Annotated in this window: 12 protein-coding genes; 9 read left to right on the top strand and 3 right to left on the bottom strand. The window is 63.3% G+C overall.

Annotation, left to right across the window (positions count from 1 at the left end; all coding sequences use genetic code 11):
* The 9 genes from murD (at position 1) to lpxC (ending at position 10,512) form a co-directional block, all read left to right on the top strand.
* Entirely contained in the window at positions 1-1,347 is a 1,347-nt protein-coding gene (murD, locus tag ACLEJQ_RS23155) for a UDP-N-acetylmuramoyl-L-alanine--D-glutamate ligase (RefSeq protein ID WP_440798816.1), read from the top strand.
* Complete coding sequence (gene ftsW, locus ACLEJQ_RS23150) at positions 1,344-2,561, top strand: putative lipid II flippase FtsW (RefSeq protein WP_440798814.1); 1,218 nt, start codon at positions 1,344-1,346, stop codon at positions 2,559-2,561. Before murD ends, ftsW begins: the two co-directional genes overlap by 4 nt.
* On the top strand, positions 2,551-3,621 hold the full coding sequence (gene murG, locus ACLEJQ_RS23145) for an undecaprenyldiphospho-muramoylpentapeptide beta-N-acetylglucosaminyltransferase (RefSeq protein WP_440798812.1): 1,071 nt from the start codon (positions 2,551-2,553) through the stop codon (positions 3,619-3,621). Before ftsW ends, murG begins: the two co-directional genes overlap by 11 nt.
* On the top strand, positions 3,614-5,074 hold the full coding sequence (murC, locus tag ACLEJQ_RS23140) for a UDP-N-acetylmuramate--L-alanine ligase (RefSeq protein WP_440798810.1): 1,461 nt from the start codon (positions 3,614-3,616) through the stop codon (positions 5,072-5,074). The genes murG and murC overlap by 8 nt, the downstream gene beginning before the upstream one ends.
* Complete coding sequence (locus ACLEJQ_RS23135; RefSeq protein ID WP_440798808.1) at positions 5,071-6,036, top strand: D-alanine--D-alanine ligase; 966 nt, start codon at positions 5,071-5,073, stop codon at positions 6,034-6,036. Before murC ends, ACLEJQ_RS23135 begins: the two co-directional genes overlap by 4 nt.
* A 3-nt stretch (positions 6,037-6,039) precedes the next feature.
* The gene (locus tag ACLEJQ_RS23130) at positions 6,040-6,906 is read left to right on the top strand and encodes a cell division protein FtsQ/DivIB (protein WP_245144145.1); all 867 of its coding nucleotides are present in this window, start codon (positions 6,040-6,042) and stop codon (positions 6,904-6,906) included.
* A gap of 15 nt (positions 6,907-6,921) precedes the next feature.
* The gene (ftsA, locus tag ACLEJQ_RS23125; protein ID WP_003205342.1) at positions 6,922-8,181 is read left to right on the top strand and encodes a cell division protein FtsA; all 1,260 of its coding nucleotides are present in this window, start codon (positions 6,922-6,924) and stop codon (positions 8,179-8,181) included.
* Between the two features lie 113 nt (positions 8,182-8,294).
* Entirely contained in the window at positions 8,295-9,488 is a 1,194-nt protein-coding gene (ftsZ, locus tag ACLEJQ_RS23120; RefSeq protein WP_440798806.1) for a cell division protein FtsZ, read from the top strand.
* 112 nt (positions 9,489-9,600) lie between these two features.
* The gene (gene lpxC / locus ACLEJQ_RS23115) at positions 9,601-10,512 is read left to right on the top strand and encodes a UDP-3-O-acyl-N-acetylglucosamine deacetylase (RefSeq protein ID WP_010452622.1); all 912 of its coding nucleotides are present in this window, start codon (positions 9,601-9,603) and stop codon (positions 10,510-10,512) included.
* Positions 10,513-11,320: 808 nt separating this feature from the next.
* Here the strand turns inward: lpxC and ACLEJQ_RS23110 are convergent.
* From ACLEJQ_RS23110 to ACLEJQ_RS23100, 3 genes are all read right to left on the bottom strand, one after another.
* The gene (locus tag ACLEJQ_RS23110; protein WP_440798804.1) at positions 11,321-12,817 is read right to left on the bottom strand and encodes a GGDEF domain-containing protein; all 1,497 of its coding nucleotides are present in this window, start codon (positions 12,815-12,817) and stop codon (positions 11,321-11,323) included.
* A gap of 238 nt (positions 12,818-13,055) precedes the next feature.
* A complete protein-coding gene (locus ACLEJQ_RS23105) occupies positions 13,056-14,417 on the bottom strand; it encodes a heavy metal sensor histidine kinase (protein WP_440798802.1) in 1,362 nt (453 codons plus the stop codon).
* Complete coding sequence (locus tag ACLEJQ_RS23100) at positions 14,410-15,084, bottom strand: heavy metal response regulator transcription factor (RefSeq protein WP_440798800.1); 675 nt, start codon at positions 15,082-15,084, stop codon at positions 14,410-14,412. Before ACLEJQ_RS23100 ends, ACLEJQ_RS23105 begins: the two co-directional genes overlap by 8 nt.
* Between the last annotated feature and the right edge of the window lie 6 nt (positions 15,085-15,090).

Raw genomic sequence — 15,090 nt, 5'->3', positions numbered from 1 at the left:
GTGTCCCTGATCGCTTCCGACCACTTCCGCATCGTTGTCGGCCTCGGCAAGAGCGGCATGTCCCTGGTTCGCTTCCTGGCGAACCGGGGCGTGTCGTTTGCCGTTGCCGATACGCGGGAAAATCCACCTGAGCTGGCCACGCTGCGGCGTGACTATCCGCAGGTGGAGGTGCGTTGTGGCGAGCTGGACGTCGAATTCCTGTGCCGCGCCGATGAGCTCTACGTGAGCCCTGGCCTGGCCCTGGCGACCCCGGCCCTGCAGGCTGCCGCTGCCCGTGGCGTGCGTTTGTCCGGCGACATCGAGTTGTTCGCGCGTAACGCCAAGGCGCCAATTGTGGCCATCAGCGGTTCCAATGCGAAAAGCACCGTCACCACCCTGGTGGGCGAGATGGCGGCCGCGGCCGGCAAGCGCGTCGCCGTGGGCGGTAACCTTGGTACACCGGCGCTGGACCTGCTCAGCGACGACGTCGAGCTGTACGTGATGGAGCTGTCGAGCTTCCAACTGGAAACCACCGATCACCTGGGCGCCGAAGTGGCGACCGTGCTCAACATCAGCGAAGACCATATGGACCGCTACAGCGGCCTGCCGGCTTACCACCTGGCCAAGCACAGGATCTTCCGCGGCGCCCGGCAAGTGGTGTTCAACCGTCAGGACGCCCTGACCCGGCCGTTGCTGGGCGAGGGCATGCCGTGCTGGTCCTTCGGCCTGGGCGTTCCGGATTTCAAAGGCTTCGGCTTGCGCGAAGAGAACGGCGAGAAATACTTGGCCTTCGAATTCCAGAACCTGATGCCGGTACGTGAACTGAAGATCCGCGGCGCCCACAACCAGGCCAATGCCTTGGCGGCGCTGGCCCTGGGGCATGCGGTTGGCCTGCCGTTCGACGCCATGCTCTCGGCCCTGCGTACCTTCGCCGGCCTCGAACACCGCTGCCAGTGGGTGCGCGACCTGGATGGCGTGGCCTGGTACAACGATTCCAAGGCCACCAACGTCGGCGCCGCACTGGCCGCCATCGAAGGCCTGGGCGCGGATATTACAGGCAAGCTGGTGCTGATCGCCGGCGGCGATGGCAAGGGTGCCGACTTCAAGGACCTGCGTGATCCGGTGGCAGCCAACTGCCGCGCCGTGGTGCTGATGGGCCGTGACCGCGAACTGATCGCCCAGGCGCTCGGCGACGCCGTGCCGCTGGTGCGTGTGGCGTCGTTGGACGAAGCGGTGCAGCAATGCCGCGCCCTGGCACAACCGGGCGACGCGGTCCTGTTGTCGCCGGCCTGCGCCAGTTTCGACATGTTCAAGAACTACGAAGAACGCGGACAGTTGTTCGCCCGGGCCGCGGAGGACTTGGCATGAGCCTGATGAATGTCATCAAGCCCTATCCGTCACCGTTGATCACCGGGCGCGGCATCGACCTGGACTTCCCGATGCTTGCCGGTTGCCTGGCGCTACTGGGCCTGGGCCTGGTGATGATCACCTCGGCATCCTCGGAAGTGGCCGCCGTGCAGTCGGGCAACACGCTTTATCACATGATTCGCCACCTGATTTACCTGGTGATCGGCCTGGGTGCGTGCGTCGTGACCATGATGGTGCCGATCGCCACCTGGCAGCGCCTGGGCTGGATGATGCTGCTCGGGGCCTTCGGTCTGCTGGTGCTGGTGCTGGTGCCGGGCATCGGCCGCGAGGTCAACGGCTCGATGCGCTGGATCGGCTTCAGTTTCTTCAACGTCCAGCCTTCGGAAATCGCCAAGGTCTTCGTCGTGCTCTTCCTGGCCGGCTACCTGGTGCGGCGCCAGAAGGAAGTGCGCGAGAGCTGGATGGGCTTCTTCAAGCCGTTCATCGTCCTACTGCCGATGGCGGGGCTGTTGCTGATGGAGCCGGACTTCGGCGCCACGGTAGTGATGATGGGCGCGGCGGCAGCGATGCTGTTTCTGGGCGGCGTCGGGCTGTTCCGTTTCATCCTGATGGTGGCGCTGGCAGTGGCGGCCGTGACGGTGCTGGTTCAGGCGCAACCCTATCGGATGGCGCGCCTGATCACGTTCACCGACCCGTGGGCCGACCAGTTCGGTTCCGGCTACCAGTTGACCCAGGCACTGATCGCATTCGGCCGTGGCGAATGGCTGGGCGTCGGCCTGGGCAACAGTGTGCAGAAACAGTTCTACCTGCCGGAAGCCCACACCGACTTCGTGTTCTCGGTGCTGGCCGAAGAGCTGGGCGTGGTCGGTTCCCTGTGCACCGTCGCGCTGTTCGTGTTCGTCTGCGTGCGCGGCATGTACATCGGTTTGTGGGCCGAGAAGGCCAAGCAGTTTTTCGCGGCCTACGTAGCGTATGGCCTGTCGTTCCTGTGGATCGGCCAGTTCCTGATCAACATCGGCGTGAACGTCGGCCTCTTGCCGACCAAGGGCCTGACGCTGCCGTTTCTCAGCTATGGCGGTAGTTCCCTGGTGATCTGCTGTGCCTGCCTGGGTTTGTTGCTGCGCATCGAGTGGGAGAGTCGAACCCACCTGGGCAGCGAAGAGATGGAGTTCCATGAGAGCGACTTCGCCGAGGAGCCGACTCATGGGCGCTAACGTGCTGATCATGGCCGGCGGGACCGGCGGGCATGTGTTCCCGGCGCTGGCCTGTGCCCGGGAATTCCAGGCACGCGGCTATACCGTGCACTGGCTGGGCACGCCTCGGGGTATCGAGAACGAACTGGTGCCCGGCGCAGGCCTTGAGTTGCACCGGATCGACGCCAGCGGCCTGCGGGGCAAAGGCAAGCTGTCGCTGCTCAAGGCGCCGCTGATGTTGCTCCGGTCCATCTGGCAGGCTCGGGCGGTGATCCGTCGGTTGCGGCCGGTCTGCGTGGTGGGGTTTGGCGGTTATGTGACTGGTCCCGGCGGCGTCGCGGCCAAACTGGCCGGGGTGCCGGTGATCGTTCACGAACAGAACGCCGTGGCCGGTACCGCCAATCGGTTACTGGTGCCGTTGGCCGCCCGGGTCTGTGAAGCCTTTCCCGACACCTTTACCCTGTCGGGCAGCCGCCGCACCACCGGTAATCCGGTGCGTACCGAGCTGTTTCTCGATACACCGCGCCCGGCCCTGGCCGGACGCAAGGCGCGCTTGCTGATCCTGGGTGGAAGCCTGGGCGCAGAGCCGTTGAACAAATTGCTGCCCGAAGCCCTGTCGCAGGTCGCACCCGAACTGCGTCCGGAAGTGTTTCACCAGGCCGGCAAAAACCACGATGAAGTGACCGCCGAACGCTACCGCGCCGCCGGCGTCGAGGCGCAGGTGCAGCCTTTCATCAAAGACATGGCCCAGGCCTATGGCTGGGCCGACCTGGTGGTGTGCCGCGCAGGCGCGCTGACCATCAGCGAACTGGCTGCCGCCGGTCTGCCCTCGATGTTGGTGCCCTTGCCCCATGCCATCGACGATCACCAGACCCGCAACGCCGACTATTTGGCTCGCGAAGGTGCTGCCTTCCTGATGCCGCAAAGAACGACTGGCGCCGCGGATCTTGCCGCCCGCCTGACAGAGGTTTTGATGCAGCCGCAACGACTTGAAGACATGGCCCGCGCCGCGCGCCGCCTGGCCAAACCCGATGCCACGGCCCAAGTGGTCGATACCTGCCTGGAGGTGGCCCATGGTTGAGAATCGCAAAGCCATGCCACAACCGGAAATGCGCCGTATCCGTCGCATCCACTTCGTCGGTATCGGCGGCGTGGGCATGTGCGGGATCGCCGAAGTGCTGCTGAACCTGGGCTACGAGGTTTCCGGTTCCGACCTGAAGGCTTCGCCGGTCACCGAGCGCCTGGAGTCCTTCGGCGCCCGGATTTTCATCGGGCATCGTGCCGAGAACGCCGCTGCTGCCGACGTGCTGGTGGTTTCCAGCGCCGTGAACACCTCCAACCCGGAAGTCGCCACCGCCCTGGAACGGCGTATTCCGGTGGTGCCGCGGGCCGAGATGCTGGCCGAGCTGATGCGCTATCGCCACGGCATCGCCGTCGCCGGTACCCACGGCAAGACCACCACCACCAGCTTGATCGCCTCGGTGTTCGCCGCCGGTGGCCTGGACCCGACTTTCGTGATCGGTGGCCGCTTGAATGCTGCGGGCACCAATGCCCAGTTGGGCACCAGCCGCTACCTGATCGCCGAAGCCGACGAGAGCGATGCCAGCTTCCTGCATCTGCAACCGCTGGTGGCGGTGGTCACCAACATCGACGCCGACCACATGGCGACCTACGACGGTGACTTCAACAAACTGAAGAAAACCTTCGTCGAGTTCCTGCACAACCTGCCGTTCTACGGTCTGGCGGTGGTGTGCCTGGACGATCCGGTGGTGCGCGAGATCCTGCCACTGGTCAAGCGTCCGACGGTGACCTACGGCTTTGGCGAAGAGGCCGACGTGCGCGCCATCAACGTGCGCCAGCAGGGCATGCAGACCTTCTTTACCGTGCTGCGCCCCGACCGCGAGCCGCTGGACGTGTCGGTCAACATGCCGGGCAATCACAACGTGCTCAATGCCCTGGCAACCATCTGCATCGCTACCGACGAAGGCGTCAGCGACGAAGCCATCGTCCAGGGCCTGTCCGGGTTCCAGGGCGTGGGCCGGCGCTTCCAGGTCTACGGCGAACTGCCGGTGGACGGTGGCAACGTGATGTTGGTGGACGACTACGGCCACCACCCGACCGAAGTCGCGGCGGTGATCAAGGCCGTGCGCGGTGGCTGGCCGGAGCGGCGCCTGGTGATGGTCTACCAGCCGCACCGCTATAGCCGCACCCGTGACCTGTACGACGATTTCGTCCAGGTATTGGCCGACGCCAACGTATTGCTGCTGATGGACGTCTATCCGGCCGGCGAAGAGCCGATCCCTGGGGCCGACAGTCGCCAGCTGTGCCACAGCATCCGTCAGCGCGGCCAGCTCGATCCGATTTACATCGACCGCGGCGTGGACCTCGCGCCGCTGGTCAAGCCGCTGCTGCGCGCCGGCGACATCCTGCTGTGCCAGGGTGCCGGTGACATCGGAGGCCTGGCCCCGAAACTGTTGAAAAGTCCGTTATTCGCCGGAGCCATCGTGGCGCCCAGCGAGGGGAAACTGAAATGACTGCTGCCTACGCCAACCTGGCCTCGACCCTTGACCCGAAAGCCTTCGGCCGCGTGGCTGTGCTGTTCGGCGGCAAGAGCGCCGAGCGCGAGGTCTCCCTCAAGTCCGGCAATGCCGTGCTGCAAGCCCTGCAAAGTGCCGGTGTCGACGCGTTCGGCATCGACGTGGGCGATGATTTCCTGCAGCGCCTGCTGAGCGAAAAGATTGATCGTGCCTTCATCATCCTTCACGGTCGCGGTGGCGAAGACGGCAGCATGCAAGGCCTGCTCGAATGCCTGGGCATTCCCTACACCGGCAGCGGCATCCTGGCGTCGGCCCTGGCCATGGACAAACTGCGCACCAAGCAAGTCTGGCACAGCCTCGGCATTCCGACGCCGCGCCACGCCGTACTGGCGAGCGAGGCCGATTGTATTTCGGCGGCCACGGAACTGGGCTTTCCTTTGATCGTCAAACCGGCGCATGAAGGTTCAAGTATCGGCATGGCGAAAGTGAATTCGCTGCCTGAGTTGACCGCGGCATGGAAAGACGCCAGTTCCTACGATTCGCAAGTGCTGGTCGAGCAATGGATCACCGGTCCCGAGTTCACCATCGCCATCCTGCGTGGCCAGGTGTTGCCCCCGATCGCGCTGGGCACCCCGCACACGTTCTACGACTACGACGCCAAGTACATCGCCAACGATACCCAGTACCGCATTCCTTGCGGGCTGGACAGTGCCAAGGAACAAGAACTGATGGACCTCACGGCCAAGGCCTGCGAGGCGCTCGGTATTACCGGTTGGGGCCGGGCGGACGTGATGCAGGACGTCGATGGGCAGTTCTGGTTCCTGGAAGTCAACACCGCTCCCGGCATGACCGATCACAGTCTGGTACCGATGGCGGCCCGCGCCGCCGGCCTGGATTTCCAGCAACTGGTGCTGTCGATCCTGGCGGCCAGTGTCGACTCTCAAGAGTCAAGAGGTTAAGCCATGCAAGGCGCATCGCTTCGTCATCAGCCCTCCGCACCCGGTCGCAAGCCGGTGCCGCGGGGTGCCAGCCGAATGGTGGCCAAGGAGCCGATGTCGGCGCGCCTGCCGAAAGCCAATTTTGGTTTTCTCAAGAGCCTGTTCTGGCCGGTGCTGCTGGTGGCGCTGGGGTTCGGCACCTATGAAGGCGCGCAGCGGCTGCTGCCTTACGCCGACCGGCCGATCGCCCGGATCAACGTCCAGGGCGACCTGAGCTACATCAGCCAGCAGGCGGTGCAGCAGCGGATCGCCCCGTACGTGGCGTCGAGCTTCTTCACCATCGACCTGGCGGGCATGCGCACCGAGCTGGAACAGATGCCGTGGATCGCCCACGCCGAAGTCCGGCGCGTCTGGCCGGACCAGGTGTCGATCCGCCTGGAAGAACAACTGCCGGTGGCCCGTTGGGGCGACGAGTCGCTGTTGAACAACCAGGGCCAGGCGTTCACCCCACGGGAACTGGCCAACTATGAACATTTGCCTCAACTGTTCGGTCCACAGCGGGCCCAGCAGCAAGTGATGCAGCAGTACCAGGTGTTGAGCCAGATGTTGCGGCCGCTGGGCTTCTCCATCGCACGCCTGGAGTTGCGTGAGCGCGGCAGCTGGTTCCTGACCACTGGCGCGGGCAGCTCGGGACCGGGCATCGAGCTGCTGCTCGGGCGCGGCAACCTGGTGGAAAAGATGCGCCGCTTCATTGCCATCTATGACAAGACGCTCAAAGAACAGATTACGAACATTGCGCGCATCGATCTGCGCTACGCCAACGGCCTGGCTGTTGGCTGGCGCGAACCTGTAGCGCCGACGACGGCCGTACCCGCCGTCGCGAAGAATTAAGAAGAGGCAGGACCCATGGCAAACGTGCAAAGCGGAAAAATGATCGTCGGTCTGGATATCGGCACTTCCAAGGTGGTGGCGCTGGTAGGTGAGGTCGCGGACGACGGCACGCTGGTCATCGTCGGGATCGGTACGCACCCGTCCCGTGGCTTGAAAAAAGGCGTGGTGGTGAACATCGAGTCCACCGTGCAGTCGATCCAGCGCGCCATCGAAGAAGCGCAGCTGATGGCCGGTTGCCGGATCCACTCCGCGTTCGTCGGCGTGGCGGGCAATCACATCCGCAGCCTGAACTCCCACGGCATCGTGGCGATCCGTGATCGCGAAGTCAGCTCCGCGGACCTTGAACGCGTGCTCGATGCGGCCCAGGCCGTGGCGATCCCGGCCGACCAGCGGGTGCTGCACACCCTGCCGCAGGATTACGTGATCGACAACCAGGAAGGCGTGCGCGAGCCGCTGGGCATGTCCGGCGTGCGCCTGGAAGCCAAGGTCCACGTGGTCACCTGCGCCGTGAACGCCGCGCAGAACATCGAGAAATGCGTACGCCGTTGCGGCCTGGAAATCGACGACATCATCCTTGAGCAACTGGCTTCGGCCTACTCGGTGCTGACCGACGACGAGAAAGAGCTGGGCGTGTGCCTGGTGGACATCGGCGGCGGCACCACTGACATCGCGATCTTCACCGAAGGCGCCATTCGCCACACCGCGGTGATCCCGATTGCCGGCGATCAGGTGACCAACGACATCGCCATGGCGTTGCGCACTCCGACCCAGTACGCCGAGGAAATCAAGATCCGCTACGCCTGCGCCCTGGCGAAACTGGCCGGCGCCGGTGAAACCATCAAGGTACCTAGCGTCGGCGACCGTCCGCCGCGTGAGCTGTCGCGCCAGGCGCTGGCCGAGGTGGTCGAGCCGCGTTACGACGAGCTGTTCACCCTGATCCAGGCCGAGCTGCGTCGCAGCGGCTACGAAGACCTGATCCCGGCCGGCATCGTGTTGACCGGCGGTACGTCGAAGATGGAAGGCGCGGTCGAGCTGGCCGAAGAGATTTTCCACATGCCGGTACGCCTGGGCGTGCCCCATGGCGTCAAGGGCCTGGATGACGTGGTGCGCAACCCGATCTACTCCACCGGCGTCGGCCTGTTGATGTACGGCTTGCAGAAGCAGTCCGACGGGATCTCGTTCTCCGGGATAGGCAGCCGCGACAGCTACAGCAGCGACGAGCCGAAGGCACCGCTGTTCGAGCGGCTCCAGGCGTGGGTCAAAGGTAACTTTTAGCGACAAGTTTCAAGCTTCAAGCTTCAAGCGGCAAGCTTGCAGCTCAAGGGCTTGCAGCTTGTAGCTGAAGATGCAGTAGGCGAAAAAAACTAGAGAATGAAAGGAGAGGGAAAATGTTCGAACTCGTAGACAACATCCCCGCTAGCCCGGTTATCAAGGTAATCGGTGTCGGCGGTGGCGGCGGCAACGCTGTCAACCACATGGTCAAGAGCAACATCGAAGGCGTCGAGTTCATCTGCGCCAACACCGATGCTCAGGCGCTGAAAAACATCGGCGCGCGGACCATCCTCCAACTGGGTACCGGCGTGACCAAGGGCCTGGGTGCTGGCGCGAATCCCGAGGTTGGCCGTCAGGCTGCCCTGGAAGACCGTGAGCGCATCGCTGAAGTCCTGGCCGGCACCAACATGGTGTTCATCACCACCGGCATGGGCGGCGGTACCGGTACCGGTGCAGCACCGATCATTGCCGAAGTGGCCAAGGAAATGGGGATCCTCACCGTTGCGGTGGTGACCCGTCCGTTCCCGTTCGAAGGCCGCAAGCGCATGCAGATCGCCGACGAAGGCATCCGCGCGCTGAGCGACAGCGTCGACTCGTTGATCACCATTCCCAACGAGAAGCTGCTGACCATCCTCGGTAAAGACGCCAGCCTCTTGTCGGCGTTCGCCAAGGCTGACGACGTACTGGCCGGTGCCGTTCGCGGTATCTCCGACATCATCAAGCGTCCGGGCATGATCAACGTTGACTTCGCCGACGTGCGCACCGTGATGTCCGAAATGGGCATGGCAATGATGGGCACCGGTTGCGCCAGCGGTCCGAACCGTGCGCGTGAAGCCACCGAAGCGGCCATCCGCAACCCGTTGCTCGAAGACGTCAACCTGCAAGGCGCTCGCGGCATCCTGGTGAACATCACCGCCGGTCCCGACCTGTCCCTGGGCGAGTACTCCGACGTGGGTAGCATCATCGAAGCCTTCGCCTCCGACCACGCGATGGTCAAGGTCGGCACCGTGATCGACCCGGATATGCGCGACGAGCTGCACGTGACCGTGGTTGCCACTGGCCTGGGCGCGAAAATCGAGAAGCCGATGAAGGTGATCGACAATACCGTGCAGACCGCCCTGGCATCGCAGCCACAACAGCAAGCTCCCGTTCGTCAGGAACAGCCTGCGGTGAACTACCGTGACCTGGACCGTCCGACCGTCATGCGCAACCAGGCCCAGGCCGGTGCTGCGACTGCCGCGAAGATGAATCCGCAGGATGATCTGGATTACCTGGACATCCCGGCCTTCCTGCGTCGTCAGGCCGATTGATGAAATGTATCAGGGGGATACGGGTGATTGGTGTTCAGCAAAGGTCTGGTCTGCTATCATCGCCAGCCTTTGTTGATACCAGTTCGCAATTTGCGCTGAAGCGGCCCATGCCATGATTAAACAACGCACCCTGAAGAATATTATCCGTGCCACAGGTGTCGGCCTGCACTCCGGCGAGAAGGTCTACCTGACCCTCAAGCCCGCGCCTGTCGATACCGGCATCGTGTTTTGTCGTGCCGACCTCGACCCTGTGGTGCAGATCCCTGCTCGCGCGGAAAACGTTGGTGAAACCACTATGTCGACCACGCTGGTCAACGGTGACACCAAGGTGGATACGGTGGAGCATTTGCTCTCGGCCATGGCTGGCCTGGGCATCGATAACGCCTACGTCGAGCTCTCCGCGTCCGAAGTCCCGATCATGGATGGCAGTGCCGGACCCTTCGTATTCCTGATTCAATCGGCTGGCCTGGAAGAGCAGGACGCCGCCAAGAAGTTCATCCGCATCCTGCGGGAAGTGACAGTGGAAGACGGCGACAAGCGCGCCACTTTCGTCCCTTTCGACGGTTTCAAGGTGAGCTTCGAGATCGATTTCGATCACCCGGTTTTCCGGGACCGCACCCAGAGTGCAAGCGTGGATTTTTCCAGCACTTCGTTCGTAAAAGAAGTCAGCCGCGCCCGTACCTTTGGTTTCATGAGTGACATCGAGTACCTGCGCAAGCACAACCTCGCACTCGGCGGCAGTGTGGAAAACGCGATCGTGGTCGATTCCGATGGTGTCTTGAACGAAGACGGCCTTCGCTATGAAGACGAATTCGTCAAGCACAAGATCCTCGATGCAATTGGTGACCTCTACCTGCTGGGCAACAGCCTGATTGGTGAGTTCAAGGGCTTCAAGTCCGGCCACGCGCTGAACAACCAGCTGCTGCGCAAGTTGATTGAGCAGAAAGATGCTTGGGAAGTCGTGACGTTTGAAGATGCCAGTACTGCACCGATTTCTTACATGCGTCCGGTTGCGGCGGTGTAAGTAAAAAACCTCTCTAGTTTTTTGAAGGCTGCCTTTGGGTGGCCTTTTTTTATGGGCTGGTTTTTTTGGTGTGTATATCCGTTTCTTCGGTGAGGGCCACTTACGGTTCCGCTCTTACAGCGGGTCACTTTTGAAAGGGCGCCAAAAGTAACCAAAAGCGCCTTGCCCCACCACTGGGCACCTCGCCAAGGCTCGGTGTTCCCTCACTCCGGCATTGCTCCGTGGGCCCGCCGCGATGGGCCATCCATGGCCCTGCGCGGCTATCCCGGCATCCGTGCCGGGATGCCCACTACGCAATGCCTGCGTTCGGCCCTTGTGGTTGACGGGGCGCCTAAGATCAAAAGCCAAAGCCAAAGCCAAAGCGAGGCGGCCTAACGGCGGGCCTGTCTCTTCGGCTGTACCTCAATCCAACTGTGGGAGCGGGCTTGCTCGCGAAGGCGGCCTGACAGCCGACCAATCTCCTACGGTTGTACCCCGATCCATTGTGGGAGCGAGCTTGCTCGCGATGGGGCGGTACAGTTGGCATTGATGCCAGCCGATACACCGCTATCGCGAGCAGGCTCGCTCCCACAGGGATCTGGGGCGGGTACGGGATTTTTGTTCACTGAAGATCTGATGTGGGCGGGTTTGCTCCGGGCGGCGATTCGGCGAAGGCGGCCTGCAGCCCACCTGGCTCTGCAGTTGTAGCCTATCCATTGTGGGAGCGAGCCTGCTCGCGATGGCGGCCTGTCAGTCAACCATGTACTGGGAGACACGACGCCCTCGTGCGTGCGCCTGCCCCCGCAGGATGAACGCAGTCACCAGCACATCACATCGCACAAACCACCCGATTGCGCCCACTCGCCTTGGCCTGGTACAGCGCCTTGTCCGCAGCGAGCAGCAGTTGTTGGACTTCGCCATAGGGCCCTTGTGCCCAGGTCGCGATGCCAACGCTGACCGTCATTGGCGCGTCACCGGTCAGGGTGGCGGGCAGTTGCTGCACCGCTTCGCGAATGTTCTGAGCCATGGTGAAGGCGCCGGCGGTGGTTGTTTCTGGAAGGATCACCGAGAACTCTTCGCCACCGTAGCGCGCTGCCAGGTCGGCGGGGCGGCGCACGTGTTGGTTGATGACCTGGGCCAGGGCCCGCAGGGCCGCGTCACCGCGCGGGTGACCGTAGCGGTCGTTGAACGCTTTGAAGTGGTCCGCGTCGATCATCAATACCGACAGCGGCTGGCCTGAGCGCTGGGCCCGCAACCATTCCTGTCGCAGGGTTTCATCGAGGGCGCGGCGGTTCGCCAGGCCGGTCAATGCGTCGACGGACGCCAGGTGGGCCAGTTCTCGCTCGGCTCTGTGGCGGCGTCTCAGTTCGCGGCGCAGCAACCAGGTGAGCCAGAGCAAACCGATGCACAGAGCACCCGTAGCACCGCTGACCAGCAGCGCGGTGCGTTCCCAGGAGGCGAACACCGATTTGGAGGACAGCGCCACCACGACAATCAGCGGCAGGTCGCCAACCTGGGAAAAGGTGTACAGGCGTAGCGTCTGATCGACGCTGGAGACGCCGGTGAAACTGCCGTTGCCTTCACGCAGGATGCGCACGAAGTTCGGTCGTTTGCTGAAGTCCCGGCCAATCATGTCTTCGGCCAGCGGCGGTTCCTGTGCCAGGAGGATGCCGTCGCGGCTGACCAGGTTGACCGTGCCGCCATGACCGATGTTCAGGCTTTTGAATAATTGGCTGAAGTAGCTCAGGCGCATCGCGGCCTCCGCTACCCCTAGAAAACCACCCTGTTCGTCGTTCAGTCGATAGCTGAAGCTGATGCGCCAGTCGTGCTCGCCACTTCTTGCCCGGAACGGGCGACTGATCATCATGCGCGGGCTCGGGTCCTGGACATGGGACTGGAAATACTCCCGATCAGCGTAGTTACCCTTGCGCGGCTCGACCGAGGCGGAGTCGGCGATCACGTCGCCGCGCTTGTCGAGCAGCAGAATGTCGCCTTTATAGGGGGCGGCAGTGGCGCGGTCGAACAGGGCAAGGTGACGGATCGCCGGCGAAACGCCCTGCAGGTCGTCGCGTTTGGCGGCGGCAATCAGGCCCTGCAGCGACAGATCGTAGAGTTCGACATTGCGCAGCACATCGGCATCGATCAATTGCACGATGTTGGTCGCCGCGCGCGTTGCATCCTGTTGGGCGCTGGCCTGTTCGCGAATCAACAGGAAGGTCACGATGCTCAGGATGGCTACGACCACCAGGGAGCTGGCCAGTACGAGTACACGCTCCGAACGGATCGGAAGCGGGGTGTTGCCGGGTGTCGCACTGCTCGCGCTCATGGTTCGGGTGTCTGCATTGTGTGTGGCCGGGATCCATCCCGTAGGGTCGCATCACCGGCAATGAACCAGATGCTGGCCTTTTGCTTAATTGTGCTTGGATCGGCGAGGGCGGGCAATCGGTGTTCGCGCAATAACTCAGAGGTGTAGGCGAATGTCCGGAGATTCTGCTCCAGCTGGCTTTCGCCCAGCATTCAGCGGCTGGGAAACCGTGCGAGCGTGGCCCGAGCCTTGGCAGGTGTCAGGCCGGCAAGCGGATCCCGAACGTGTTGGCGCCCTGGTCGCTGCGCACGAACACATCCCCGCCATGCATCAATGCGATGGCCTTGACAATGGCCAGGCCCAGCCCGTGATTGGCGCCGCTGTTGCTGCGTGAGGCATCGACCCGATAGAAGCGCTCGAACAGGCGCGGCAGGTGTACGCCGGCAATCGGTTCACCGGGGTTGGTGACGGCGAGGGTGATCTGGTCGCCGGCGGCCTCGATGCGCACGTCGATGACCTGTCCGGGCGCGGTGTGTTGCACGGCGTTGCTCAGCAGGTTGATCAGCGCACGGCGCAGGTGAGCGATCTCGATGTTGGCCTGGGCGTCGCCGCTGACGCGGACCTGAACCTGGGCATCTTCGAGGATGAAGTCCAGGTAATCGAGGGTCGTCGCCACCTCGCCGGCCAGAGAGGCGTTGGTCAACTTGGTGGCCTTGCTGCCTTGGTCGGCGCTGGCGAGGAACAACATGTCATTGATGATCGAGCGCAGTCGCTCCAGCTCTTCGAGATTGGATTGCAGCACTTCGAAGTAATGTTCGGCCGAGCGCCCACGGGTCAGGGCCACCTGGGTCTGGCCGATCAGGTTGGTCAGGGGCGAGCGCAGTTCATGGGCAACATCGGCGTTGAAGGACTCCAGCCGCGAGTAAGCCTGTTCGACCCGGTCGAGGGTGGCGTTGAAGGAACTGACGAACTGGTTCAGCTCCGGCGGCAGCGGCGACAGGTGCAAGCGCCCGGACAGGCGTGGAGGCGCCAGGCGCCGGGCCTCATCGGACAGTTTGATCAACGGCTTGAGGCCGATGCGCGCCACCCAGTAACCCAGCAACGAGGCCAGGATCACCCCGATGATGGCCAGGCTCACCAGCGCCACCAACAGATGATGCTGGGTCTGGTAGAACGTCTCGGTGTCGATGCCGATCATGAAACGCAACGGCGGACGCTGGTCCTTGGCGGGAAACTGGCTCACCAGCACTTTCATCGGGTAGTGCCGGTGAGGCAGCTTCAGGTCGCGTTTGCCCAGCGGGCCTGCGGCAAAGGCACGGATCTGCTCATCGGGATCGCCGTATTCATACTTCGCGTCACCGCTGATGATCCAGAAATGGATGCGCTTGTCCTCTTCGCCCAGCAAGCGCAGTTTGTTGTGGATCTTGACCCAGTGCTCTGGCGTGCCGTAACGGCCCACCGTGGACTCGAGCACGCTGTAGCGAGCATCGAGTTCGGCTTCGGGCAACAGGCCCAGGCCTCTTTCCACCTGTTGATACAGCGCGCCGCCGATCAACAGGAACACCAGTGCCGCGACCAGCGTGAACAGGCCGCTCAGGCGCAGGGCGATGCTGTTACTCATGGCGGCTCTCGAGCACATAGCCCATCCCACGAATGGTGTGCAGCAGCTTGTGCTCGAAGGGGCCATCGAGCTTGGCGCGCAGGCGCTTGATGGCCACTTCCACCACGTTGGCGTCGCTGTCGAAGTTGATGTCCCAGACCATTTCGGCAATGGCGGTTTTCGAGAGGATCTCCCCTTGTCGGCGAGCCAGGACACTGAGCAGGGAGAACTCCTTGGCGGTCAGGTCCAGGCGTTGGCCGGCGCGGGTGGCCTTGCGGCTGATCAGGTCGATCCACAGGTCGGCGATGCTCACCTGCACGGGTTCATGGCCGCCGCTGCGCCGGGTCAGGGCTTGCAGGCGGGCCACCAGCTCCAGGAATGAGAACGGCTTGCCCAGGTAGTCGTCGGCGCCGTCGCGCAGGCCCTTGATGCGATCTTCGACCCGTTCGCGGGCAGTGAGCATGATCACCGGCGTCTGTTTGCGTGCGCGCAGGGCCCGCAGTACGCCGAAGCCGTCCAGGCCGGGCAGCATCACGTCGAGCACGATCACCGCGTAGTCAGTCTCCAGGGCCAGGTGCAGCCCCTCGATGCCGTCCGGCGCCACATCCACGGTGTAGCCCTGTTCGGTCAGGCCCCGGTGCAGGTAGTCCGCGGTTTTTTCTTCGTCTTCGATGATCAGAACGCGCATGGCCCG

The organism is Pseudomonas sp. SMV71, from assembly GCF_052042015.1.
Classification (GTDB): domain Bacteria; phylum Pseudomonadota; class Gammaproteobacteria; order Pseudomonadales; family Pseudomonadaceae; genus Aquipseudomonas.
The sequence above is the reverse complement of the archived record's forward strand: the minus strand, read 5'-3'. Positions and strand labels throughout refer to the sequence as shown.